Consider the following 21,703-nt stretch of genomic DNA (forward strand, 5'->3'; position numbering starts at 1 on the left):
GATTCTTAATATATGAGTAGAGGCTTTTACAGTCCCTGCTCTTTCTTTATGATGAAGGTGATTGGTCTGACGTAATTTCCGATTGGGACACCACGCCCGTAGACAAATGTGTCAGCCCGCCTTCATCGTTCTACATTCGATTCAGCAAGTTGGGAAAGTATGCTTCTCCCGTTTAACTAAAGAATATGAGTGAACCCTGAAGAGCTGGATCCAATCAACTATACTTGAAAGGAGTTACTCTCTATGATTGCTGTTGGTATTGATGTTTCAAAATCAAAAAGCACAGTTGCCATCCTTAATGGCGATGGCAGCATCCGTGCCAAACCCTTTGATGTCCACCATACTACTGATGAGTTACAAGCATTAGTAAGTTACATCATAGGAACTTCCGAGGCCCCAACCATCCTTATGGAGCCGACCAGCCATTATCACTATCCGCTCCTGAAGGCTTTCCAGGAGGCGAATCTTCCAGTCTGTCTTATCAATCCCTACCAGATGAAGAAGTATGGCGATACTGAACTTAGAAAGGCTAAAACCGACAAACGAGATTCGCTTAGAATTGCTCAGTATGCGCTTGAAAAGTCGTATTCTCTGGTTCCGTACACTCCAGCTACTCAGAAGTATGAAGATTTACGTTTCCTTTCCAGGCAATACAGCCAAAGAATATCAACCCTCACCGTCGCCAAAGTACAGTTGCTCAGCCTTCTGGACGAAACGATGCCGGGTATTACAACTATTCTTCCTCTAAAAAGCCGGGATCCTGACAATTGCGTACTTCTGCGTTTCATTAAGCGTTTCAAGTCCTTCGATATGATCCGAAAGATGGGAAAAACACGCTTCCTGGACAGTTATCAAGTCCTAGTGAAAAAGACAAAAGATCGTTTTGCTGGTGCCAAAGGACTGGCTATCTATGAACTTGTTCTCAACAGTATTACGACACGCGGAGAAAATCCTTTATCCGCTATGGTTCAGGATCAGTGTGTTGATCTTGTATCCACTTCCCAGAAAGCCGCTGATGAAATCAATCTTCAAATGCGGATCATTGCAGAAACAATACCTGAATATAAAGTACTGCTTTCCATGGCCGGCGTAGGTGAGCGTCTCGGTCCAATCATACTCGGAGAGATTGGAGATATTCGCCGTTTTCACAGTGGAAAAGCCCTTAATGCTTATGCTGGTAACGATGCTCCTCCGTATCAATCCGGACAATTTGAGAGCCGGAATCGTCACATCTCTAAACGTGGCAACCCAGCCCTCAGAAAAGCATGTTTTGAGGTTATGCAGGCTCTCAAACTTACAAAACCTCAGGACGATCCTGTATACCTTTTTCTGCTCAAAAAGGAACAGGAAGGGAAACCATACAACGTAGCCAAGATGGCTGCCGTTAATAAGTTTCTGCGGATCTACTACGCTCGTGCAATGGAGCTGTACAAGTAAATCCGTCCGCTTTCATTATAGCCTTTAACTGATTCCTGCAACAGCAGGTCTTGTTAAAGTTACTCTTTTTTCTGCCATCAATACGCTCTAAATCTTCAAAAACCTGCTTGACAAACATTAGCAAGATTTGTCTTAGTCGATAATACTGGAAGTTATGAATTCATCTCATCAACAACGTCCGCCGGCTTTACAGTCATTTCTACCCATGCCGGAATAAAACCGCTTTTAGCCGCATTTCTGGCGGATCTGATGTTTGACCATGCAGAGCAATAAAACGGAACCTTTCCCCGATTTAAAATCTCTTTTGCCAGTTTGCTAGTCAGTGCTGATGCAATTCCTTTTTGCCTGTATTCCGGCAGAACGTCTATGCCTATCTGCCACATTTCATCGCAATCTGCTGAACAGGCCGCAAAACCAATCAATCTGCCATTATCGTATGCTCCAATACCCAGCATATCCAGATGGCTGCGATCCTTACATAGTGCATTACTCCATTCAGGCAGATACAAATTCCTGAAATCCTCTTGAACCAGTATGTGCGTTTCATATAAGCACTCCGAATCAGGAATTTTGTTTACATCAGGAAGATAATATTCAGCCATGAAACATACCTTATGCCCCCGCTCTAACAGTCTATCATTGAGCCAGTGCATATTTGGCGTTTCAAAGCAATGATAAAACTCAAACTTGCCTATATACTCCGTTACCAGATCCGATACATCTTTTGTTGTAGCCACAACGATATTACTTCCATAGGAAACAAAATTACATATGATTGGTTCCTTATAATACTTTCGCGCATTCTTGCCTAAACAAAATGGCACAATAACATTCTTATCTGAAAGGAAATCATGCGCCTGGCAGCCTATATCCTCTGCAGACTGCTTCAACGCGATCTCCTTTATCTCACTATTATTCATTACTTAAAACCTCATTGTTCACGGATCGTTTTACTGGAATATAATCATTACTTCTTTTTGCCTTCTTTGTAGTAAAAAATCTCATACCATCTCATAGAAATCTTTTTCTTCTTCAGTCTCACTCTCAAGAACAAGCTGTAAAGTATCCTTAGGATTTAATTTAGCTATTTCTTTATAGATATCACTATATTTTTTACATCACACATAGACTTACCTCGTAAATCAATACAATAATTCTAAAAAAGGAGTCCTTGGATAAAAAAATCCAGGGAGTCTTTTTATTGCTACTTTATGCTATTGCTTTAGTTCTTTTGCCAATTAAACAATAGTATGTCACCATGAGCATCAGAAAAGCGCCTATCCATGCAGATACTTCAGAAATGGCAATTCCCTTAAATCCGTTCCTTCCTACCAAAAAGCCAAAGATCAGTCTCATAATGACTTCGAGCCCGCCTGAGAGCATTGGTATAAAGGTATTGCCCAACCCCTGAACAGAGTATCTGTATACAAAAAGCCAGCCCAGGGCAAAAAAGCTTATTCCCATGATCGGCATGAAATCGGTACAATAACCGATTATCATATTGTCTGTCAGCAGCATCCTTGCCAGGCTTCCGGGCACAAATATCATAAGGAGCGATATAGGCACATTCACAAGTGTAGAGAGCATCAGCCCCTGTCTTACTCCTGTGCGTATCCTGTCATATTTGCCAGCGCCCTTATTTTGCCCCACAAAGGTCATCATGGAAAGACCTACGGACATTCCGAACTGCTCAAAGAGTGATGCAAATTTCATGCAGGCTGAATAGGCTGCCACATATGCGCTTCCCATAAGATTTACGAAGTACTGCAATACCATGGCCCCTGCAGCTGTGACCGAATTCATAAGTGCCACAGGAAGTCCTATTTTCATCAGTTCAACCAATATATTCTTTTCATCTGCTATTTCTGACGTGTCTTTTCCCAGACTCATAAAATCGATGGTTCTAAGCTTTTTAAGGCACAAAAGGTATGATACAAACTGAGAGACCACTGTTGCCACTGCTGCTCCGACAACTCCTGTGCCAAAGGCCATTATGAAAATAATATCAAGCATGATGTTCACGAGTGATGAACAGATCATAGCGGTGAGGGGCGTTCTGGAATCTCCCATTGACTGGAGAATTGTAATCTCAAGGTTATTCATAACCGTCACTACAATTCCCAATAAGATCACAGCAAAATATCTATACGAATCGTCAAAGATATCTTCAGGAGTGTTCAAGAACGTCAGCATCTTATTGAGCAAAGAAACGCATACAACAGTAAAGGCTATTCCAAACGTGATACTGAGCTTCTTGGCTGCTCTGATGTATGCATTCAGCATAGCCATATCGTTTTTTCCAAAGCTCTGGGCAAAGGTTATGCCAAATCCTCTGGTCATCCCCACAACAAATCCAAGTATAAGGAAGTTAAGTGTCCCGGTTGCCCCAACAGCAGCCAGCGCCTGATCCGAGATTCCCTTGCCAACTATAATGCTATCCACAAGACTATATAGTTGTTGGAAAAGGTTTCCCCATAATAAGGGCAAAAAGAACAGTATGATCTGTTTCATACTGTTTCCTGAGGTCATATTTTGTGTGGTCTGTTCTGTATTTGTCATGGCCACTCTCTTTGGTCTTTCTCTTGATGTTAATTATTTAATAGTTAAGATTATTTAAGTATCCAGGCTATTCCCTTTGCAAGACGCAGATCCGCATCTTTGAAATGATTTCCGGGATTCATTTCAAACGTAGTTTCTATGCCCTTATTCTTGTATTGATCATACACTTTTCCGGTCTTATCTTCAACTGTGCTAAGAAGCGCGTTGCGAGTGCGTGCCTCTCTATCGCCAAGGGAAAAATATAAAAAATTCTCCCTCTCATTTAGTTTTATCCCCTCTACAAACCCACTGAAAATCCCATAGAATCAATGTTTCTCTATTATTAAACATAAAAAAGAGCCATCCAATCGGATGACTCTCTTGTATAATGCTTTGTAATCTCGTATAGAGAAACGATTATCTCTTTGAGAATGATTTGAGGTGTTGAAGTGCCATATTTAAGGCATTTCTTCATCTGGTTGCTGTTTACCTGCTGCGTACGGTAGAAAGCTCAGGGCTACTGTATGCGGCTGGTGGCAACTTTAATAACTGCGATCAAAATAATACTCTGATTTTACTTTCTGCTCATTAAATCTTTGTCTGTCTTTGGTAAGATTATCTTCATATATTACAGAATTGCTAATATCAATCCACAACAAACTGTCTGTAAGACCAAACCAATGCAGTGACGGATTCAATTCTCCCCACGGTTTTATTTCCGCAGGTTTCTTCAATTTAAAATTTATTCTGAACACGATCATCGCTCCTTCTTTATCTTCCAATATAACGCGCTAACACATTATCTCTACAAACTTGAAGTTATCTGACAGACTGCCATTCCTCTTTGGAAAGGCATGTTATGTGTTCCGTTCGGAGAACGCCCTCTATGGCACAGGGCACATTATAGGCCGTATGATGATAATGAAAACCGCACTTCTCCTGAACACGCTTTGACTTTTCATTCCCATCAAAGTAACCACACCATATTTTATTAAGTTTCAGTTTTTCAAAACCGTAGCGCATCAATTCCCTGACTGCTTCCGGTATCAGCCCTCGTCCCCAATACGGAACTCCGATCCAGTAGCCGATTTCACCTTCTGAATCAGGAAGGCCAATATTGCTGGCTTTCCCAAGCATAAGTCCAATGCTGCCAACAGGCTGGCCTGATTCTTTTAATACTACAGCATAGGTCTCCGGCGCTGAAAGAACCCTCTTGATTATTTCACGGCTATTCTCTACACTTGTATGAACCGCCCATCCTGCGATTGGTCCCACATCAGGATGACTTGCATATTTAAATAAATTCTCCGCATCGCTTTCTTCCCACGGTCGGAGGATCAATCTTTTCGTTTCAAGTATCATGGCATACCTCTCTTACCAACGGCATCTCTGCAAACTGGAGTCTACAGTGCTAATTCCATCAGCCAGCAATCTACTTTTTCTCCCTCAAACATCTCATGTTTTGGAAGTGATTTAATGATTTCAAACCCGGCTTTCTCGTATGCCCTTATAGCCCTTTTATTATCTTGGTGCGGGTCAAGAAGAACTCGTTCCGCAGCCATATTTTCTTTCAGATGAGAAGCCATCATTTTCAAAAAAGATGAGCCTATTCCCTTACTCCAGTATTTCGGCTCACCTATAAACTGATCCATAGCAAACACTATATGTCCATCGTCAAGATAGTCATATTCATCGAACAATTCACCACTCAATTGATAGGCCTGTGCATATCCGATGGGGGATTTCTTATACTCGATGATCATTCTGAATCCATCTGAAATTTCTTCCAAAAAATGTGCAGACAAAGTATCCATCGTAAACCTGACGTCACGACCTTCGTAATACTCCAGCACTCTCTTATCTGTCAACCATTTAAACATGAGTGGAAGATCTGTTTCCGTAAAATCTCGGATTGTTATTTCATCTTTTTCTATTTTCACGTAATCCTCCCCGCAAACTACGATTTGTCGTTCTGCATTGTTTTCCGGGAGAACTTGCTAACACTTCAGCCAGACCAATCTCATTTGTCACAAGTAGTTTACTCATGTATTTCCAAAGGAAGCCCGTCCGGGTCACGGAAAAACGTCATTTTTTCACCCGTGAAAGCATCCCGTCGTATCGGTTCACAAGGGATACCCATAGACTCCAATTCTGCGACGGTCTCATCTACACTATCTACACGGAAAGCAAGATGACGCAATCCGTAAGCTTCGGGAGAAGGACGGAGTGGATGATCCTTCATAATAAAAAGTTCAATTTCGCTGTCATCGAGCTTAAGGTCAATCTTCCAATCATCCCGTTCCGGTCTATAGTTCTCTCGCAGAATTCGAAAGCCAAGCTTATTATGGTAAAAGTTCAGAGCAGTGTCTTTGTCGGAACAAATCACCGCAATATGATGAATGCGATTTAATTTCATGAGGCGCCTCCTGTTTTAACCAGAAAAACCGATTTGCTTATTTCATTATCCTGAAATTTACTTTGTTAACGGGTATTTATCGAATAAATAGTTTTCCTCATCACGAGAATCACTTCCAAACTCAAACATCATATTCTTATTCTCATTAATAAGAACAAAACCTTTGCAATATTCATAGATGTCATTCCATAAACCCATTATTGCCGTTTTGATATCAAGTATTTGAATTTTAACAAGAAAACCATTCAGAAATATATACCATATTTGATCCATTTGAAAATCCATAAGTTTATATATCCACTCTGTGACTTCAGAATCATTTGAACAGTCAGATATTTTTGAATCAGCTATTTTTTCAGAACTAAAATAATTTATTTTCCGGAGGTATTCTTCATCAAAAATGGATGGTCCTTCGTAATCAATAACTTGTATTCCCTCAATCTTAGAGATAATATTCTTAGTTTTTTGGAGGTTAATCTTTTTTTGAATTTTTTCTTTATCAACCATACTTTTTCCCTAAACCTCAATTAATCTTTTCATTTATACTGAAATTTAATCGCTCTACAAATTTGAAGTTATCGGTATTCCTTTCCCGTATTTGAATCTATAAATACTTTTCTTTGTGAGTCAAACTCCATATCTGTTCCAACCGGCATGTCATATATAGCCAATACCGCTGGCTCTATTTCAACGAGCCTATCAAAATCGACAACCAGATTGTTCTCCGGCACATTTATATACTCTTCGGTGTCTGTATCACCCAAAGCTCGCCAGCCATTATCGACTGGATTGACTGACTCTTCTCTGAAAATCCACTTTAATTTAGAAGTACCATCATCTAAAGATTTAGTAATGATGCATCCACCCAAGTTGTGAGTTTTCAGAGTTTCCTTTTCCTCAGTTTTCTTAAACTTATCAAATAATCCCATAATACAACCTTTTATTTAATCTTTTCCTTATTCGCTCTTATCAATGTGGACTTTGAAATCCCTGTCATAGCCGCAACTTGATTATAAGAGTTTTTCTTGAGCATAGCCAGAGCATGTTCCATTTGCTGCGGAGTGTATTTCTTTTTACGACCATCTCTATAGTTGGGGTTCTGTCTTGCTATTTCTCGGTCTTCCTGAGTGCGCTCTACTATCATATCTCGCTCAAACTCCGCAAATGCAAGGATATCTCTGTAATTGGATTCGACGATATACCTCTGTGTACAATTATTGAGCCCACACTTTCTACTATAAGAGTTCCCAAACAACAAATGGGGGAAGTTGCAGCTCAAAGGCTGATTGAACTGATTAAGTCTGATAGAAATGTGAATACAAAAATAGAAGTTGAAACCAAGTTAATTTTAAGAGACAGCGTATGACCGATTAAGCTTTATCACTTTATAAATCTGAGTAAAAAGTCCGTAATTCCTATAACTGTAAATCCCTTTTCATCTCTGGTCTCATTGATAGGTCTATTGATTACCAGTATTTTCTGAACCTGGTCATTTAGCATGATATATGGCCTTACTTCTCTTGCCCTTGTATCAGAATTTGATATATCCGCAGTTACTTGGATATAATATGCCCTGAATCCCTTTGTAGCATAGAAATCCACCTCATTAGTCTTTCTAACAGACTTTCCGTTCTTGTCCTTTTCAACTGTATCAAATGCACCAACATTTACAGTATAGCCATTGTAACGGAGCTCATTATAAACAATGTTCTCAAGCATCTGTCCCTCATCCGGGAAAGCAAAATTCAGTCTGGCGTTACGGAGCCCTGTATCACAGAAATAGTACTTTCTTAACGCTCCTATCTCTTTTCTACCCTTAAGATCATATCTTGATGCTTCACGTAACAAAAAAGCATCCTTAAAGTATTCTATGTAATTCTCTACCGTTGCTCTGTCTATTTTTTCATGCCGAACACTCAAAAATGTATTCGCAATCTTTTCAGCGTTTAGTAATGAACCGGTTGATGAACTGATAATGTTACAAAGTTCATCCAACGCTTCGCCCTTCTTAAGATGATTCCTTTCCACAATATCGCTGAAATATGTGGTGTGGAAAAGATTCTTCAGATACTCTTTTCTTTCCTCTTCCCTCTTTAAGACAGCGAGTGGCATTCCTCCATACTGTATATATGAGTATAATGCATCAGTTGCTGACCCTCCTACATACTCATAGTATTCATCAAAAGATAAAGGTGCCAGAGCGATGTTAGTAGCTTTGTCCCTGAATTCGGTAACTATATCTGAAGAAAGCATCTTCGAATTCGATCCCGTAACATACAAATCAATGTTCTTTTCCCTCGATAAACCGAGAACAACATCTACAAAAGATAATGTTTCTTCTTCATCTTCTCTTGCCAGAATATGCTTCCCTCCTGTAAGAATCGGATTCTTTATTTTATATACTTTTTGAATCTCATCAATGAAGACAAAATATTCTCCCTCTTCCTTGCAATACTTACGTACAAACTCGCCAAGTGCGATAGGATCGCGATATTTGCTGTTCCTATCATCATCCAGCTCCATAACAAGGATATTCTTTTCTTTAACACCATTATTTCTTAAATAATCTCTATAGATTTCTTTTAATAAATATGACTTCCCACATCGTCTAATGCCTGTAATAATCTTGGGAAAACCGTTCTTTTGGGCACTTATAAGCTGATTTAAGTACTTATCCCTCTTTATCATATAATCTCCTAAATTGTAGAAATCTACATTTTTTTCATTTATAGTGTACCACCGCCTCAATCAATAATCAACAAATTCGTAGAATTCTACATTTTTATTGATTATGGCGCAATAAAAATGGGTGACACACTGATTCTGTCCTTTCCAAATTTTCCACTATAATAATAGGCCAATACTCCTTAAGGCTTCTGAAATGCTCTCGTCATCATTACTTCCGATCACACACGAGAATTCCTTCTTCAATTCCTCCGGAGCATTTCCCATCAGAAAAGGAAATCCTACAGATCGTAGCATTTCTGCATCATTAAAATGATCACCAAAAGCAACCGCTTTCTCCGGCGGAATGTTCATATACGAGCATACTCGCCTGACTCCGTCGGCCTTTGTAATTCCCTTTCCCATGATTTCAAGAAGAACATCTGAGGATTTAACTATCGACAGCTTTGGAAATCTCTTTTTCAATTCATTTTCTATACCACATATTGCTTCAGGCTCACATATGCAAAGGAGCTTTCCTATGATTGCATCTTTTGGAAGAAGCTCTATGCCGCCCTCTGTTGCACAGACCTCAACGATTTCCTCTTCTGCGCGGACCAGTCGGTCATTCCTGTCATTTACAATCCACAATTCTTCTGAATAGATATTCCATGTACAGTCAATCTTCTCCGCCTCTATATAAGAAATAATATCCCTCGCGTCATCGGCATCAAATCCCTCCGAGTACATTATCTTATCGTTTTCATCAATGATAAGCGCCCCACTATAACAGATCATCGGGCAGGTAAACCCGTATCTTTTAAAAATCGGCCGTACTCCGGATGGTCCTCTTGCTGTCGCAATGACAAAAGGGATATTGGCTTTCTTTAGGGCAAATATTGCATCAAGTGTGCCCTTAAGCATTCTATGTTCACTGTTTAGAATTGTTCCGTCTATATCTGAAAAAACTATTTTAAAATCCATTGATGTCTCTTAACATTTCTTTCTAAAATGAAGTTGTATCGCCGGGTATGAACCGAACACGGGATCAAGATTTCTCATGCGAACGTAATAATGATTCTGCTGAATCAAGTTATGAAATCATCTTCTTTATCCTTTTTTCATTCTCCCTCGTATAATCGCTTAGTTCGTAAGATCTGATACGCTGATTTACCATCAACGGTTCCACAAAACCATTTTTTACCAACGCAGATAATCTGTTTATTACCGTTTTGTTTGTCACACCGATTTCACGACTGACTTCGATTGGAGTAAACTCTCGTTTATATTTCTTAATCAAAAATAAAAGCAGTTCCTTCTCTTTGCCCTTTAAATATGATAAGCTTCCGCTTATTTCATCCTCGCTTGAACTTTCCGACAGTTCACAAATCTTATTAGAATATAACAGCACCATGCGAAGGAAGTAATTCACCCACACTTCCGGATTTGGTGGATTATTTCTTCCCGAGTAATAAAGGGCAGGCAGTCCCATCTGTATCGATTTATAGTACTCGTTAATGTCATATGCGAAGTATTCCTCTAATGAACCGATACCATTAAATCCATATCCATTGATATCCAAAATGTATCCCGAAAGCAAACGTGCAGTTCGACCATTTCCGTCTTCAAACGGATGTATCGTAACCAACTGATAATGTACAACCGCCGCAACTATCAACGGGTGATCATCAGTAGTATTTACATACTCGACCAATTCATCCAATAGATCCGGTATATCGAGGTACTCCGGTGGAATATAATCAGGATTCCCAGTCTGGGAATCATATACGGCAAACAGCACGCCTGGAGGCATAGCTCCTCTTAGTCCTATTTTTTCCTTAGATGCTCCCTTCTCAACATATTTCTGAACATCTAATATCAGTTTCTTTGAAAATCGTTCTTTCTTTTTTACCTTCTCCTCCAGATAATTCAGCGCCAGAAAATAATTGCGCACTTCCTGCTCAGGCTTTAAAAAGTGCTTTCTTTCATCCCGCTCTATAACCTCATCAACCTGCTTTTCAGAGAGTGGATTCCCTTCTATCTTATTTGATGCATAGGAACTCTTCTTCTTTGAATTCTTACGTAATTTGCTTGCTACAGATCTCGGCAATTTTACAGAGGAAACCTTGTATCTGTTTTTATCAATCTCGGTTATGTATTTTAAAATCTCGTTTGTCAAAGCTACTTTGATCATCTTCCAATCACCTCGGTGATATTATAGCAGAACGTCTCTGGAACCTCCATTAAAATTTCACTATTTTTTCACTATTTTTCATTATCATTAGTCGATGAAACTGTAAGATAATTCTCCCTTAGTAATTTCTACCATTTCGCATATATTTAAAAATATTCAGAGAATCCAATGGGTGTCCTTCGAAATCAAAAAGCGCCTGATTATCCCAAGAGCTTCCGCCATAGTAAAGACCCGCATCCTCCGGATCATAATCTGAAGCGTAGCTACTGGCCCATCCACTTCCATATTTCTCCCAGATAGCGGAGTTATCTGCATCAGCAGGACCTACAGGAATCCACGCGCCTTCCCAGTAGAAAACACCTATGCCCCCTACCTCACTCACATTCTTACAAATGTCACGTATCATTGTGGCCTGTCCCATGGCTGACGCGGGATAACCCTTTACCAAATCATTAACAGTAAAACTGTTTGCTGATCCATCGCCATCTGAAGTGGTATAGCAATAAGACGTCTCTGCTATGAAAGCTTTTTTTCCATACTTTTCACTAATAAGCTCAAGGACACGACTCATGTTTTCAAAGCTGCCATCCCAAAAGGGATAATAGCTCATACCAATCATGTCAAAGTCAAGTTCACCCCGCACCAGCCTGTCAACCAGTGTAAGTACATCTGCTTTGTCTTCAATCCTGGTATAGTGGACAACTACAGCAATCTCTTTTCCGTAAGATTCTGATACTTCACGTACTGCCATACTTCCCGCTTTTAAAAGTTCAAGAACCTTTTCAAACTGCCGCTCTCCTGACATTCCGTAGTTAATCTCATTACCAACCTGTACCATCCCTACATCTACGCCGGAATCAAGAAGCTGTGAGAGGCTGTCTTTAGTGAATTCATAGAGGGCATCCGCTTTTTCTTCCACGCTCATGCCCTCCCAGGCTTTGGGAGCGTGCTGTCTCTTAGGATCTGCCCAGAAATCGGAGTAATGAAAATCTATCATTACTTTCATCCCATTGGCAGTAGCTCTTTTCCCAAGCTCAACAGCTGTTGGAAGGTCATTATTACCGCCACCATACCCATTCCCATTTTCATCATAAGGATCGTTCCAGACTCTTAAGCGGATATAGTTAATCCCTGAATCAGCATAGATTTTGAATATATCCTGCTCTTTGCCGTCAAAACCATAGTACTTAACACCACTTTTTTCTTCGGTCAGTACTGAAGATGCATCCATTCCAAATATGAAATCATCTGAAAGTCCATCAATAGGCGATTCCCATGTTTCTTCCGGTACTTTCTCAACTACTTCTTGCGTTTTAACCGTCACTTCTTGCGTTGATACCGGTGCAAGCTCAGTTTCTAAATCTCTACAGCCAGTTAGTGATATCAAAAGAATAATCGCCAAGACGTTATATACTACTTTTTCCATAATCCAATCTCTCTTATAAAAGATTTCATTGTCCACCCTCTAGTCGTTTATGCTGGAATTTAATCGCTCTACAAATTTGAATTTATCGAGTTCTTTCTCTTATAGAAGAGCCCTACAAACGCCGATTTATCAATCTATCAAATTATATAATCACACAACAAAAAGGAAAAGTATTCATCATTTTTGCTATACATAAAAAGTCCCCATACTAATAGGGTCTGACCCTCAAGTCAGACCCTCAAAACGCTTGGCAAACCCTCAAAAAGTTTGATTATCCCAATTATATACTCGAATTTTCTCAAAGACTTTAAAATATATCTATTGTATAAATGTTGTATTTCTGTTAAATCCAGGAAACTTCTTTACTGCTCGGCTCTTAATCCTAAACAAAGCCATTCATCAACATAATCCCCAAAATTTATACCATACTTAGACTCAGATTGTGCCTTAGACAACCAAAATATGGCCTGTTCAGCAGGCTCATCATAGGCTATACTATCTCCCATGCCATTGATAAAATATGCATATGTATCATGTGAAAATTTCGATTCATATTCAGAATAATCCAAATCTTCCCATTTTACTGTGGCTTCGACTGTGATTTATACTTATCAAAACACCCACTTTCAAGCTTACTAATTACCTGGTCTCTTTCTGTATCTCTCATAAATAAAATTAATTCTCTCAACCGTATTACTTCATTTAAATCATTTGCATCACTCATAATCCCTTTATTATATAATATTCCATCTATAGTAGCCTGCAGAGCCTTTGTCTCAGCACACTGTTTATAAATTCTAGTAAACATTTTATATACATTCTGATCAGGCCTTAAGCCTTTTGCCAAAGTTATATAATGATAGTCATAACCTGAAGCAATTATATTTTTCTCTATCAGTTCTAAATACTGCAAATCTTTTGTGCTGTTAAAAAGTAAAAAAGCAATTAGTTCAGACTCTTCACTAGGAATAATATAGCTATTGATAATCTCCTTCAGAGCATTTATTCCATCATATTTTTTTAGTAATGGAAAAAATACAAGAATATCAGTATCCTCTTTCTCATAATATGTCTCCCATATCTGTTTTTCCGCTTCTTCCCTTTCTGATTCCGGAATATCTGTTAGAAGATTTGTACTATATCCATCAGCTTTCTGTGAACCTACTGCATTTATCTGATTTATTAATCTTGTATATTCTTCACTTACCATAGTTTTCCTCTAAATACACAAAGTCCTTCCTCCGACTTGTTAATACTATTATAAATATTCAAGATGCCAGTCAATCTCTCCAAAAGTTCTTGATGCTTCTTTACTCTCTGTAACAACATACCTTGCTCTTGGGATATCAGGTGTGCAGCTCTGTCTTCTGCTTGGATGCGCATAACTTCTGTGCTTATCAGGGTCTTCATTCCATCTATAATATATCATCCCATTACCATTTGACCAATATGTTAGAGAAGAATAACCTTTTCTAGCCGTTGGAATTGTTCTAGCTGGCATATTAATGTTTCCAGCCTGCACTTTACTTCCTTTACTAACATCTTCGAACTTACCAATTTTTAAGTTATTTAAAAGTGTCTGTTTAAAACCTAGACCCTCAAACCAGGCCCTCAAAAACTCCCCATACTAAAAGGGCCTGACCCTCAAGTCAGACCCTCAAAACGCTTGGCAACCCTCAAACAGTTTGATTACCCGCTTCCTCTAGAAATTATAATCACTTCACTGTTTTAACAAGCTACAAACAGTTACATTCTCAGCGTAATACTAATAAAGTACCCGTTCAACCAAAAGCCGGAGACGCTCACATGTTATGAGCCAAGTCGATCCTGTGACCAGCTTTCTTAGCTTCTTCCTTAAGTTGTTCAAGTACATCTTTTTTACATACAAAGAGCTCGAAACCGTCGCTATCAACATCAAAACAGGCAAGCACATAACCAGTGCTTTCCCAATCCTTATTAACAACCTCTACCCATTCAAACATACTCTCATCTTCATTTAGAATGTCCTCGTTTATGGTCAGCCCTTCAGGTAATATCTCCTCAAGACATCCAGTGAAGTCTTCCAGATAAAAGCTATGATCCATCCCCCATAATGTCTTATCCTTGGTCATCTCAATAATAAACCCTATCCAGACAATTGTATCTTCTTCGTCCTCAGAAACAGACCGGTCATCATATTCTTCGTAATTCTCTTTGTAATACTTCTTTGGGTCTTCAATGAACCACTGCCTTTCGGAAGGGATTCCCACCAAATCTGCAATCGCATGATAAGCTTTGTTCTTCATATTCTGCATTCCTCCAATCATAGAATTATTGATATAATGTGCCTCCTGTGAAATTTAATCAAGTACCTCTCCGTTACGAGAGATGGTTACAACCTGCCAGGGAAGGAACTTTCCACTGTTCATTATAGCATTCTCTGCGGCCCTCTGGAGTCCTCCGCAGCATGGAACCTCCATCCTTACTATGGTCACGCTGACGATATCATTATTTGATATGATTTCTGTCAGTTTTTCTGTGTAGTCGCCATCATCCAGCTTTGGGCATCCTATCATTGTAACCTTCCCCTTCATGAACTCTTCGTGCATGTTTGCATAGGCGTATGCTGTGCAGTCAGCTGCAATGAGGAGCTTGGCCCCATTATAAAAATCTGCCTGTGTCGGCAAAAGCTTTATCTGACATGGCCATTGCATTAATCTTGATGGATGAGTGCTCATTCTTGAAATCATGTCCTGACTACAATCATTCTCTTTCTGGTTGCCACTCTTGAGCGTCATAAATCTTGACCCCGGGCATCCGTGCGCTGCCTTTACTGCAGCTTCATCATACGCAGGCGCTTCTCTTTCTTCAAAAGAGATTGCTCCCGTAGGGCAGCCAGGCAGACAGTCTCCAAATCCATCGCAGAAGTTCTCTCTTACCAGCTTTGCTTTTCCATTCACAATATCAATAGCACCTTCGTGGCAGGCACTAGCACAAATACCACATCCATTGCACTTTTCTTCGTCAATCTTTATTATCTTTCTTACCATCTTTAAACCTCTCTGTTCTTAGCTTTAACCTTGTTCTGATAGTGTCAGTATAATATACTATTCATAACATGTATGTTGTTTAAACCACATTTCAGGAGAAATATTTATGAATCTTGAAAGTATAGAAAAAAGCAGACTGTTCCAGGGAATGACAGCAAAAGAGCTATCCTCGTGCCTTGACTTCCTGGGTGCAAAGGAAAAGAGATTCCGAAAAGATGATGTGATTCTCCACGCTGGAGAACAGACTTCCAAAATAGGCATGGTGCTTTCTGGTAGTGTTACTGTTGAAAGCAATGACATCTGGGGCAACCGTACTGTATTAAGCCATGTGGGAAAGAACCAGTACTTTGCCGAGACCTATGCTCTTCTTGGTGAAGTCCTTCTGGTTGATGTCAGAGCAAATGAGGAAAGCCGCATTCTCTTTTGCAATATAAAGAACCTTCTTGAAGATAGCAAAAAGAGCTCTCCCTGGAAGGAAAAGCTCCTTAAAAATATACTTATCATCTCATCACAGAAGAATCTTGTCCTCTCCGGACGTAGCTTTTATACTTCTTCCAAAAGCTGCCGCGGACGCCTCCTGTCATATCTCAATGCCATTGCACTACAGACTGACTCCAGAGAATTTGACATTCCATTCAACAGACAACAACTTGCTGATTATCTGAACCTTGAGCGCACCAATATGTCAAAAGAACTCTCACGCATGCAAGATGAAGGGCTTATAGAGTATAAGAAAAGTCATTTCAGACTTCTTGAGACTGATTAGCCAGTATTTAAACTTACACTTTTTCAAAAATCGAGGACATTATCATTGATAAAGGTTTGTCTTACTGATATAAATAGAGAGATTAAAGTATTTGGGAAAAGAGGAATCGATAAAATGGATGGAAACTTCAACAATGGACAGTATCAGATAAGAGAGACGGTTAGAGAGGCTCTTAGGTCAACGCCATTTCTTATTATGGCAATAACTTTTTCTGCAAGCCTTATTATGTCTGTCATAAATATGATCTACTATATGGTAGTTGTTAACACAGGGCTTAGCACACTCTCAGACAATTCTTTTGAGAAAATACTTGCCTCCGGGTTCGGCAGCTCTTTTATGTTAATATTTCTTATTCCTATGGTCATCACTACAATAGGCCTTTGGCAGATTTATACTGGAGCCGGCAAGGATACCCCCATCATCAAGGGATTTGGCATGTTGAGGGGCATCTGTGTATTATGCATGATCCTTTTCATCCTTTTAGCCGCTATTTCCGGTATCGCAATAGCTTTATTCGCAGTAGGTGCAGGCCTTTTAAGCGCCCTCGGTTCAACGGATTTTGGCGATTTTGGAAAAATAGCAGCTGTCGGAATAGGCATTATAATCGCCATTTTCGCACTATATCTTGTGCTCGTAATACTGGCCGCCGTTTACTATTACAAGCTGAATGCATCAATAAAACGAATTGAAGACGGCGCCAACCTCGGTTATATGACAGGCAATATTTCAACATACGTTATTGTATTCACTGTTTTTGGATGCGTAACCAGCGTATTGGCTGCGATAACTACTATAATTATTTCAGCAGCCGGCAAGGCAATAAACTCCGCCATATCATCAGGCCTGATGCTTAGTCAGTACGGCCTTGGAGATCTGGAAGTTGTTTCATCCACAGTGCTTAATGCAATTTCCGGTGTTTTTTCAGCCGTATTTGTCATTTCCATGGCTGTGTTCCTTGGAAATCTTCGCAAGAAACTTTCTGCACTTGGCGTAAGATAATTCATTAGAAAAGCATGTATCCAATCCATACAAGACCAACAAATAAATACAGCTTTGACAGACTCATGACCCTTTGGGATAAGTATCCCGAACACCACGAGATCTCTACTTTTGCCACGCTTGATTCAATTTTAGAGGAGCATGATTCTTACAGAAAAGACTTTGATGACGAAGTCCGCGCTGAGTATATAGAGAAAGGCTATGAAGCATTTCTTATCAAGCTCTCATGGGATGATCTTCCTTATCGATATAAAACGATGGAATTGCTGTCTTCTGCTCCTGAAATACCAAGAAACAGCTATGTGGATGCATTTCTGTCACAGTTTTCGGATATAGACACCGACCATAAGGCGTACTTTATTTTCCCGGAGAGCTTTGTGTCACAGTTTTTTGTAATATCAGAAGTCTGTAAAAGAGCTGAGTGCTTTAATCCGATAAAATGTCTTTTCCCTGACGAGGAAAAGGTACACTATATAGCAGTCTTTGATAAAGAAAACATGGATGATGTGCTTCTTATGTATCATCTTCTATACACAAGTTCTTCTCAGGATGTCTTTGGGGGATATTCACTTTATGATTATCCGCTGCCCTGGTATCAGAGCCATTTATGGCAGGACGGTTATGTCCTTCGATCTCCATATCTTCCTGATAAGATCGCTAAATTCCAAGGAAACATTCCGTACTATCACAATCCTGTAAAAACTGTGTATGTAAGAAGAAACATAGAACATATCCTTGATTGTGGCTATTTTTCTTCTGAATTGGAGTTCTTTTTATCTCTTACCCGAGATATTATGCCGCTTTTTCAATGGCTCTATGAAGATATAGCCATGTATGAGGAAAAAGATGGGTTCAAGACAAACTGGAGGCTTGAACGGACTAAGATAAGGACAAACCTTACAGCTGCCGGAATTATCAGACCTAAATGGAAGCATGAACTATCCCTCTTTAGAGAAATAAGAAGGCTCTATCCTGACACACTCTATCAGTACAGGCCGGAGTGGCTGGGGAAGCAGAGCCTTGATCTGTTCATCCCATCCATCAAGGTGGGAATTGAGTATCAGGGGATCCAGCATTTTGCTCCTGTTGCTTTCTTTGGAGGAGAAGAAGCTCTTTTGCAGAGAAAAGAGCTTGATAGACAAAAGAAAAGCCTATGTGAGGAAAATGGCATAAGGCTTATTGAGTGGAGCTATGATATGGAGCCAACTCTAAGAAATATTCGTGCTATTCTGAAATAGCTGATTGGGCAATACCCACGCAGAATCACATTTGGAGGAATCATCTATGAAAATGAAGAAACTACTATGTATACTACTCTCAACCGTAATTACTGCAGGAATGCTTGCCGGCTGTGGAAAAGCAAATGTTCCCGATCCTGAAGCCGGAGTAGCTACAGATACCACTGACGCAGCCATTACAGCGGATGCTTCAAAATACGCAGGTCAGACTCCTGAGGAGATCCTTGCGCAGCTGTCTCTGGACCAGAAGGCAGCCCAGATGGTTCAACCCGCCTGCTACAGCGTAGACGAACAAGGAATGCTCACCTACGACTACGGCAGCATCCTATCCAAGGCAGAAACCCTTGATTACAAAAACTGGCAGCAATATGTGGACGATTTCCAGAAGGCTGCGGTCAAGTCAGATTCAGGGGTTCCTTATCTGTACGGTCAGGACGATGTCCACGGCGTAAACTACTGCCTTGACGCTGTTATTTTCCCCCACAACATAGGCATGGGCGCTGCCAATGATGAAGAGCTGATGTACCAAGTCGGTCAGATAACAGCCGACGAAGCCAAGCTCTGCCACATGCTCTGGAACTTCTCTCCCTGTGTTGCACAGTCGGTTGATCCAAGATGGGGACGAACCTATGAGAGCTACGGCTCAGATCTTGAAATGATCAAGCGCCTCTCCACTGCCTATACAAAGGGCCAACAGGATGCAGGTATAGCCGCCTGTGCCAAGCACTTTTTTGCAGACGGCAACATCTCATACGGAACCGGCGAGAAGCAGCTTGGAAGCATTATGGACAGAGGCGATTCAAGTCTCTCTGACGATGAGATAAAAGAGCTCCTCAGCGTATATCAGGCGCAGATAGACGCCGGGGTAAAAACCATAATGATAAGCCATTCATCCCTGAACGGCGTAAAGATGCATGAAAACAAGAAGTACATTGATATTCTCAAAAACGACATGGGCTTTGAAGGCTTTATCGTAAGTGACTGGGATTCAGTAAAAAACACTTCTCCTACCACCTACGATCAGCAGGTCATAACCAGCGTCAACGCCGGAATCGATATGCTCATGGAAGTCGATACTTTTGAACATGCAAGAAAGATCATTGTCAAAGCCGTTAATGACGGGGATATCAAAGAGGAGCGCATCGACGATGCTGTGCTCAGAATACTGAAGGTCAAAAAAGATCTTGGCCTGTTCGAAGATCCTTTCCTTAAGAACATGGAGACAACAAAAAGTGAAACCGGCTCAGCAGAATACCGTCAGGTCGCAGAAAAGCTGGTTGAAGAGAGCCAGGTTCTCATAAAGAACGACAACAACATCCTCCCCTTCAAGGAAGGAAGCAGCGTGTATATCATGGGACCGGCTATGGACAACCACGTCTCTCAGTGCGGTGGCTGGACCATGGATTGGAACAAGAGCACCAGAGCCAAAATCCCGGGTGTCACATCAATTAAGCAGGGCTTCGAAGATGTGGCCTCAGCTCATAACATAACTGTGATCACAGATGAAAAAGATGCTGCTAATGCAGATGCCATTCTCCTCGTTCTTGGAGAGGATGCCTATGCAGAATGGAACGGCGATGCAGAGAATATGGACATCTGCGGAGAACATGGCCTTAAAGGCAACAAAGCAGCGATTGAACAGGCAAAAGAGCTGGGAAAACCCATCGTATGTCTTGTCATAGCCGGACGAAATGTGTTTATAAAAGACTATATCGATCAGTGGGACGGCGTTGTAATGGGCTACCTTCCCGGAAGTGAAGGTCAGGGCGTCGCTAAAGTCCTCTGCGGAGACGCAGACTTTACCGGAAAGCTCCCAAGTCCCTGGTATGCTGACGATGAAGGTATAGAAACACAGACTCCATGGCTTGAATACGGATATGGACTGACTTACTGATTTCTGCTTCTAACTGAAGAAATATTGATAATTGAACTGCCCTGAGAAAAGTAAGGGCTAAAGAGCTTTGAAAGATAAAACGGCGCTGTCACACCAACAGAAAGGGCATACTGGAACTCTTCGTAAGAACAGTCATCAAGCCCTTTCATAAGAGGCAGCGCGTTGTTTATGAGAAAATCCACGTGTCCGTGCTTATCTATGACATGCTTCGCAAAGTCCTCCAGGACTTCCTTGCTGGAAATATCCCCTACAAAGTGATTCCCGGGCTCTTTGTCTATTACCTCTACGATGGCGCCATATTTGCTAAATTCTTCTGCGATGCATTTTCCGATGCCGTTGGCACCACCGGTTACTACTGCGACTTTATTTTTGAAATAATACATAGGTTATCCTCCAAAACCATTATCAGCAATATATTTAAGATTGGATCTGTTGATCATCCATGGCTTGGACCTATCGCCGTTTTTATAGTCAGTTACCTGACGCTTATACTCATCAGAAAGATTGTCATAAATCTCTTTTGCCTTATCTTTTATCGCATCTGCTCCAAGAATATCTGCCACAAAATCAAGATGAACATTGTAGTCTTCAAAATGGTCGTTGAATAGTCTCTCTGTTGCTCCGATAAAATCTGATTCAAAATCCAAAGCCAATTGCACTGCTGTTTTTTGTATCCTGTTATTCAAATCATTAAATACATCCAGCAATTTCTTTTCGGTAGAAATATCAAACCAGTATCCATCTCCCTGCTTGCCTTTCTCAGGAAGATATTGAACTGATGCAACGATATTGTTCACAGGCACAGATCCATATTTTTTATAGATCATTCTGAAATCTGCATTCATCTCGACGCTCTGATGAGACTGATTCCATTTAGAGCTAAAGAAATTTATCTCAAATACCAGGTCCTTAACTGTTTTCTTGAGACAATTCCTGCTTTTTAAATATTTCCAGCCAGTTGATTCAATCAACAGGCCTATTATTTTATCTCGTGCTTCTTCCACGGAATAAATGTAATCCATATTGGTAGCCCTCTTTAGCATTTACCAGGTCCACTTATAGTTCGGGCAATCGTCAGGCGTTTTGTTTGAAAACACATTGC

At 40.4% G+C, this 21,703-nt stretch carries 26 protein-coding genes; 6 read left to right on the plus strand and 20 right to left on the minus strand.

Annotation, left to right across the window (positions count from 1 at the left end; translation table 11 throughout):
- Positions 1-243: 243 nt before the first annotated feature.
- Positions 244-1,437, plus strand: coding sequence for an IS110 family transposase (locus tag G633_RS0104770; protein ID WP_026519214.1), 1,194 nt, complete (start codon positions 244-246; stop codon positions 1,435-1,437).
- 152 nt (positions 1,438-1,589) lie between these two features.
- Here G633_RS0104770 and G633_RS0104775 read toward each other — a convergent pair whose 3' ends face one another.
- The 9 genes from G633_RS0104775 to G633_RS19885 form a co-directional block, all read right to left on the minus strand.
- A complete protein-coding gene (locus G633_RS0104775) occupies positions 1,590-2,357 on the minus strand; it encodes a GNAT family N-acetyltransferase (RefSeq protein WP_026519215.1) in 768 nt (255 codons plus the stop codon).
- 289 nt (positions 2,358-2,646) lie between these two features.
- Positions 2,647-3,996 (minus strand): MATE family efflux transporter, encoded by a 1,350-nt coding sequence (locus tag G633_RS0104780; RefSeq protein WP_024865258.1) that lies wholly within the window; start codon positions 3,994-3,996, stop codon positions 2,647-2,649.
- Between the two features lie 521 nt (positions 3,997-4,517).
- Positions 4,518-4,736: a DUF5984 family protein gene (locus G633_RS20480; protein ID WP_026519216.1), complete on the minus strand. Its 219-nt coding sequence runs from the start codon at positions 4,734-4,736 to the stop codon at positions 4,518-4,520.
- Positions 4,737-4,794: 58 nt separating this feature from the next.
- Positions 4,795-5,337, minus strand: coding sequence for a GNAT family N-acetyltransferase (locus G633_RS0104790; protein WP_026519217.1), 543 nt, complete (start codon positions 5,335-5,337; stop codon positions 4,795-4,797).
- Between the two features lie 41 nt (positions 5,338-5,378).
- The gene (locus G633_RS0104795; protein WP_330363332.1) at positions 5,379-5,909 is read right to left on the minus strand and encodes a GNAT family N-acetyltransferase; all 531 of its coding nucleotides are present in this window, start codon (positions 5,907-5,909) and stop codon (positions 5,379-5,381) included.
- A gap of 104 nt (positions 5,910-6,013) precedes the next feature.
- On the minus strand, positions 6,014-6,391 hold the full coding sequence (gene gloA2 / locus G633_RS0104800; protein ID WP_022767537.1) for an SMU1112c/YaeR family gloxylase I-like metalloprotein: 378 nt from the start codon (positions 6,389-6,391) through the stop codon (positions 6,014-6,016).
- 57 nt (positions 6,392-6,448) lie between these two features.
- Entirely contained in the window at positions 6,449-6,898 is a 450-nt protein-coding gene (locus G633_RS17425; protein WP_035770750.1) for a hypothetical protein, read from the minus strand.
- A gap of 68 nt (positions 6,899-6,966) precedes the next feature.
- Positions 6,967-7,320, minus strand: coding sequence for an immunity protein Imm33 domain-containing protein (locus tag G633_RS0104810; RefSeq protein WP_051199958.1), 354 nt, complete (start codon positions 7,318-7,320; stop codon positions 6,967-6,969).
- A gap of 11 nt (positions 7,321-7,331) precedes the next feature.
- Entirely contained in the window at positions 7,332-7,535 is a 204-nt protein-coding gene (locus tag G633_RS19885; RefSeq protein ID WP_051199960.1) for a helix-turn-helix domain-containing protein, read from the minus strand.
- On the opposite strand from G633_RS19885, the gene G633_RS20485 reads away from it, so the two are divergent.
- A complete protein-coding gene (locus G633_RS20485) occupies positions 7,443-7,757 on the plus strand; it encodes a substrate-binding domain-containing protein (protein ID WP_196804231.1) in 315 nt (104 codons plus the stop codon). The two genes, G633_RS19885 and G633_RS20485, sit on opposite strands and share 93 nt — an antisense overlap.
- 14 nt (positions 7,758-7,771) lie before the next feature.
- Here G633_RS20485 and G633_RS0104820 read toward each other — a convergent pair whose 3' ends face one another.
- The 9 genes from G633_RS0104820 to G633_RS0104860 all read right to left on the minus strand — a co-directional run bounded on the left by G633_RS0104820 (position 7,772) and on the right by G633_RS0104860 (position 15,704).
- Positions 7,772-9,079 (minus strand): ATP-binding protein, encoded by a 1,308-nt coding sequence (locus tag G633_RS0104820; RefSeq protein ID WP_026519220.1) that lies wholly within the window; start codon positions 9,077-9,079, stop codon positions 7,772-7,774.
- Positions 9,080-9,235: 156 nt separating this feature from the next.
- Positions 9,236-10,039: a Cof-type HAD-IIB family hydrolase gene (locus G633_RS0104825; RefSeq protein WP_026519221.1), complete on the minus strand. Its 804-nt coding sequence runs from the start codon at positions 10,037-10,039 to the stop codon at positions 9,236-9,238.
- Between the two features lie 109 nt (positions 10,040-10,148).
- A complete protein-coding gene (locus tag G633_RS0104830) occupies positions 10,149-11,249 on the minus strand; it encodes a Fic family protein (protein WP_026519222.1) in 1,101 nt (366 codons plus the stop codon).
- A gap of 118 nt (positions 11,250-11,367) precedes the next feature.
- Positions 11,368-12,675: a glycoside hydrolase family 53 protein gene (locus G633_RS0104835; RefSeq protein WP_051199962.1), complete on the minus strand. Its 1,308-nt coding sequence runs from the start codon at positions 12,673-12,675 to the stop codon at positions 11,368-11,370.
- A gap of 362 nt (positions 12,676-13,037) precedes the next feature.
- Positions 13,038-13,244, minus strand: a complete 207-nt coding sequence (locus G633_RS0104840) for a hypothetical protein (protein ID WP_026519224.1) — start codon at positions 13,242-13,244, stop codon at positions 13,038-13,040.
- An 11-nt stretch (positions 13,245-13,255) separates the two neighbouring features.
- A complete protein-coding gene (locus G633_RS0104845; protein ID WP_026519225.1) occupies positions 13,256-13,885 on the minus strand; it encodes a hypothetical protein in 630 nt (209 codons plus the stop codon).
- Between the two features lie 48 nt (positions 13,886-13,933).
- The gene (locus G633_RS0104850; protein ID WP_026519226.1) at positions 13,934-14,290 is read right to left on the minus strand and encodes a hypothetical protein; all 357 of its coding nucleotides are present in this window, start codon (positions 14,288-14,290) and stop codon (positions 13,934-13,936) included.
- Between the two features lie 187 nt (positions 14,291-14,477).
- The gene (locus tag G633_RS0104855; protein WP_155834913.1) at positions 14,478-14,960 is read right to left on the minus strand and encodes a DUF6630 family protein; all 483 of its coding nucleotides are present in this window, start codon (positions 14,958-14,960) and stop codon (positions 14,478-14,480) included.
- A 54-nt stretch (positions 14,961-15,014) separates the two neighbouring features.
- Positions 15,015-15,704 carry an ATP-binding protein gene (locus G633_RS0104860; protein WP_026519228.1) on the minus strand — a complete coding sequence of 230 codons (690 nt, stop codon included), beginning with the start codon at positions 15,702-15,704 and terminating at the stop codon, positions 15,015-15,017.
- 106 nt (positions 15,705-15,810) lie between these two features.
- Here G633_RS0104860 and G633_RS0104865 point away from each other — a divergent pair, with 106 nt between their 5' ends.
- From G633_RS0104865 to G633_RS17435, 4 genes are all read left to right on the plus strand, one after another.
- Positions 15,811-16,470, plus strand: coding sequence for a Crp/Fnr family transcriptional regulator (locus G633_RS0104865; protein WP_022767557.1), 660 nt, complete (start codon positions 15,811-15,813; stop codon positions 16,468-16,470).
- Positions 16,471-16,584: 114 nt separating this feature from the next.
- Positions 16,585-17,469: a hypothetical protein gene (locus G633_RS0104870; RefSeq protein ID WP_022767558.1), complete on the plus strand. Its 885-nt coding sequence runs from the start codon at positions 16,585-16,587 to the stop codon at positions 17,467-17,469.
- Between the two features lie 14 nt (positions 17,470-17,483).
- Complete coding sequence (locus tag G633_RS0104875; protein WP_022767559.1) at positions 17,484-18,707, plus strand: hypothetical protein; 1,224 nt, start codon at positions 17,484-17,486, stop codon at positions 18,705-18,707.
- 46 nt (positions 18,708-18,753) lie between these two features.
- Positions 18,754-20,601: a glycoside hydrolase family 3 protein gene (locus tag G633_RS17435; RefSeq protein ID WP_051199964.1), complete on the plus strand. Its 1,848-nt coding sequence runs from the start codon at positions 18,754-18,756 to the stop codon at positions 20,599-20,601.
- Here the strand turns inward: G633_RS17435 and G633_RS17440 are convergent.
- Together G633_RS17440 and G633_RS0104890 are read right to left on the minus strand one after the other, a co-directional pair.
- Positions 20,595-20,984, minus strand: a complete 390-nt coding sequence (locus G633_RS17440) for an SDR family NAD(P)-dependent oxidoreductase (protein WP_022767561.1) — start codon at positions 20,982-20,984, stop codon at positions 20,595-20,597. The genes G633_RS17435 and G633_RS17440 overlap by 7 nt on opposite strands.
- Positions 20,985-20,987: 3 nt before the next feature.
- Complete coding sequence (locus G633_RS0104890) at positions 20,988-21,623, minus strand: hypothetical protein (protein WP_022767562.1); 636 nt, start codon at positions 21,621-21,623, stop codon at positions 20,988-20,990.
- Positions 21,624-21,703 lie beyond the last annotated feature (80 nt).

This window comes from Butyrivibrio sp. FCS006 (assembly GCF_000424525.1).
Lineage (GTDB): Bacteria > Bacillota > Clostridia > Lachnospirales > Lachnospiraceae > Butyrivibrio.

What these genes read in the sequence shown, in the direction of transcription:
- G633_RS0104770 (WP_026519214.1), top strand. Translation starts at nt 244, where the DNA reads ATGATTGCTGTTGGTATTGATGTTTCAAAATCAAAAAGCACAGTTGCC.
- G633_RS0104775 (WP_026519215.1), bottom strand. Translation starts at nt 2,357, where the DNA reads ATGAATAATAGTGAGATAAAGGAGATCGCGTTGAAGCAGTCTGCAGAG.
- G633_RS0104780 (WP_024865258.1), bottom strand. Translation starts at nt 3,996, where the DNA reads ATGACAAATACAGAACAGACCACACAAAATATGACCTCAGGAAACAGT.
- G633_RS20480 (WP_026519216.1), bottom strand. Translation starts at nt 4,736, where the DNA reads ATGATCGTGTTCAGAATAAATTTTAAATTGAAGAAACCTGCGGAAATA.
- G633_RS0104790 (WP_026519217.1), bottom strand. Translation starts at nt 5,337, where the DNA reads ATGATACTTGAAACGAAAAGATTGATCCTCCGACCGTGGGAAGAAAGC.
- gloA2 (WP_022767537.1), bottom strand. Translation starts at nt 6,391, where the DNA reads ATGAAATTAAATCGCATTCATCATATTGCGGTGATTTGTTCCGACAAA.
- G633_RS17425 (WP_035770750.1), bottom strand. Translation starts at nt 6,898, where the DNA reads ATGGTTGATAAAGAAAAAATTCAAAAAAAGATTAACCTCCAAAAAACT.
- G633_RS0104810 (WP_051199958.1), bottom strand. Translation starts at nt 7,320, where the DNA reads ATGGGATTATTTGATAAGTTTAAGAAAACTGAGGAAAAGGAAACTCTG.
- G633_RS19885 (WP_051199960.1), bottom strand. Translation starts at nt 7,535, where the DNA reads ATGATAGTAGAGCGCACTCAGGAAGACCGAGAAATAGCAAGACAGAAC.
- G633_RS0104820 (WP_026519220.1), bottom strand. Translation starts at nt 9,079, where the DNA reads ATGATAAAGAGGGATAAGTACTTAAATCAGCTTATAAGTGCCCAAAAG.
- G633_RS0104825 (WP_026519221.1), bottom strand. Translation starts at nt 10,039, where the DNA reads ATGGATTTTAAAATAGTTTTTTCAGATATAGACGGAACAATTCTAAAC.
- G633_RS0104830 (WP_026519222.1), bottom strand. Translation starts at nt 11,249, where the DNA reads ATGATCAAAGTAGCTTTGACAAACGAGATTTTAAAATACATAACCGAG.
- G633_RS0104835 (WP_051199962.1), bottom strand. Translation starts at nt 12,675, where the DNA reads ATGGAAAAAGTAGTATATAACGTCTTGGCGATTATTCTTTTGATATCA.
- G633_RS0104845 (WP_026519225.1), bottom strand. Translation starts at nt 13,885, where the DNA reads ATGGTAAGTGAAGAATATACAAGATTAATAAATCAGATAAATGCAGTA.
- G633_RS0104855 (WP_155834913.1), bottom strand. Translation starts at nt 14,960, where the DNA reads ATGAAGAACAAAGCTTATCATGCGATTGCAGATTTGGTGGGAATCCCT.
- G633_RS0104860 (WP_026519228.1), bottom strand. Translation starts at nt 15,704, where the DNA reads ATGGTAAGAAAGATAATAAAGATTGACGAAGAAAAGTGCAATGGATGT.
- G633_RS0104865 (WP_022767557.1), top strand. Translation starts at nt 15,811, where the DNA reads ATGAATCTTGAAAGTATAGAAAAAAGCAGACTGTTCCAGGGAATGACA.
- G633_RS0104870 (WP_022767558.1), top strand. Translation starts at nt 16,585, where the DNA reads ATGGATGGAAACTTCAACAATGGACAGTATCAGATAAGAGAGACGGTT.
- G633_RS0104875 (WP_022767559.1), top strand. Translation starts at nt 17,484, where the DNA reads ATGTATCCAATCCATACAAGACCAACAAATAAATACAGCTTTGACAGA.
- G633_RS17435 (WP_051199964.1), top strand. Translation starts at nt 18,754, where the DNA reads ATGAAAATGAAGAAACTACTATGTATACTACTCTCAACCGTAATTACT.
- G633_RS17440 (WP_022767561.1), bottom strand. Translation starts at nt 20,984, where the DNA reads ATGTATTATTTCAAAAATAAAGTCGCAGTAGTAACCGGTGGTGCCAAC.
- G633_RS0104890 (WP_022767562.1), bottom strand. Translation starts at nt 21,623, where the DNA reads ATGGATTACATTTATTCCGTGGAAGAAGCACGAGATAAAATAATAGGC.